Origin of the sequence: Paraburkholderia sp. SIMBA_054 (assembly GCF_046534875.1) — a bacterium.
GTDB classification, from domain to species: Bacteria; Pseudomonadota; Gammaproteobacteria; order Burkholderiales; family Burkholderiaceae; genus Paraburkholderia; species Paraburkholderia hospita.
The window spans coordinates 1-275 of record NZ_JAWRXV010000702.1; the positions used below are offsets into that span (position 1 = coordinate 1).

At 56.7% G+C, this 275-nt stretch carries 1 pseudogene; it reads left to right on the forward strand.

From position 1 onward, the window contains the following. Positions 1 to 45: 45 nt before the first annotated feature. Positions 46 to 275 (forward strand): annotated as a pseudogene (locus SB822_RS56910) (lipopolysaccharide heptosyltransferase I); the annotation flags it as partial.

Below are 275 nucleotides of genomic sequence, written 5' to 3' on the forward strand. Positions count from 1 at the left end.
TCTCACGGATGCTGAAGTGAAGTCCGCTTGTTGAATGGTAATGGAATGAAACGCATTCTAATAGTAAAAGTCACCTCCTTAGGTGACCTGGTACATGGTCAGCCCGTGGTGGCCGACCTGCATCGCGCCTTTCCTGGCGTCAAGATTGACTGGGCCGCCGATGCGTCCTTCGCCGATGTTCCTCGCTGGAATGCGGGCATCGACCGCGTGCTGTGCGCGCCATTGCGGGGCTTCAAGAAAAACCGCTCTGGGGCCGAGCTCAAGGCGATCTTTAC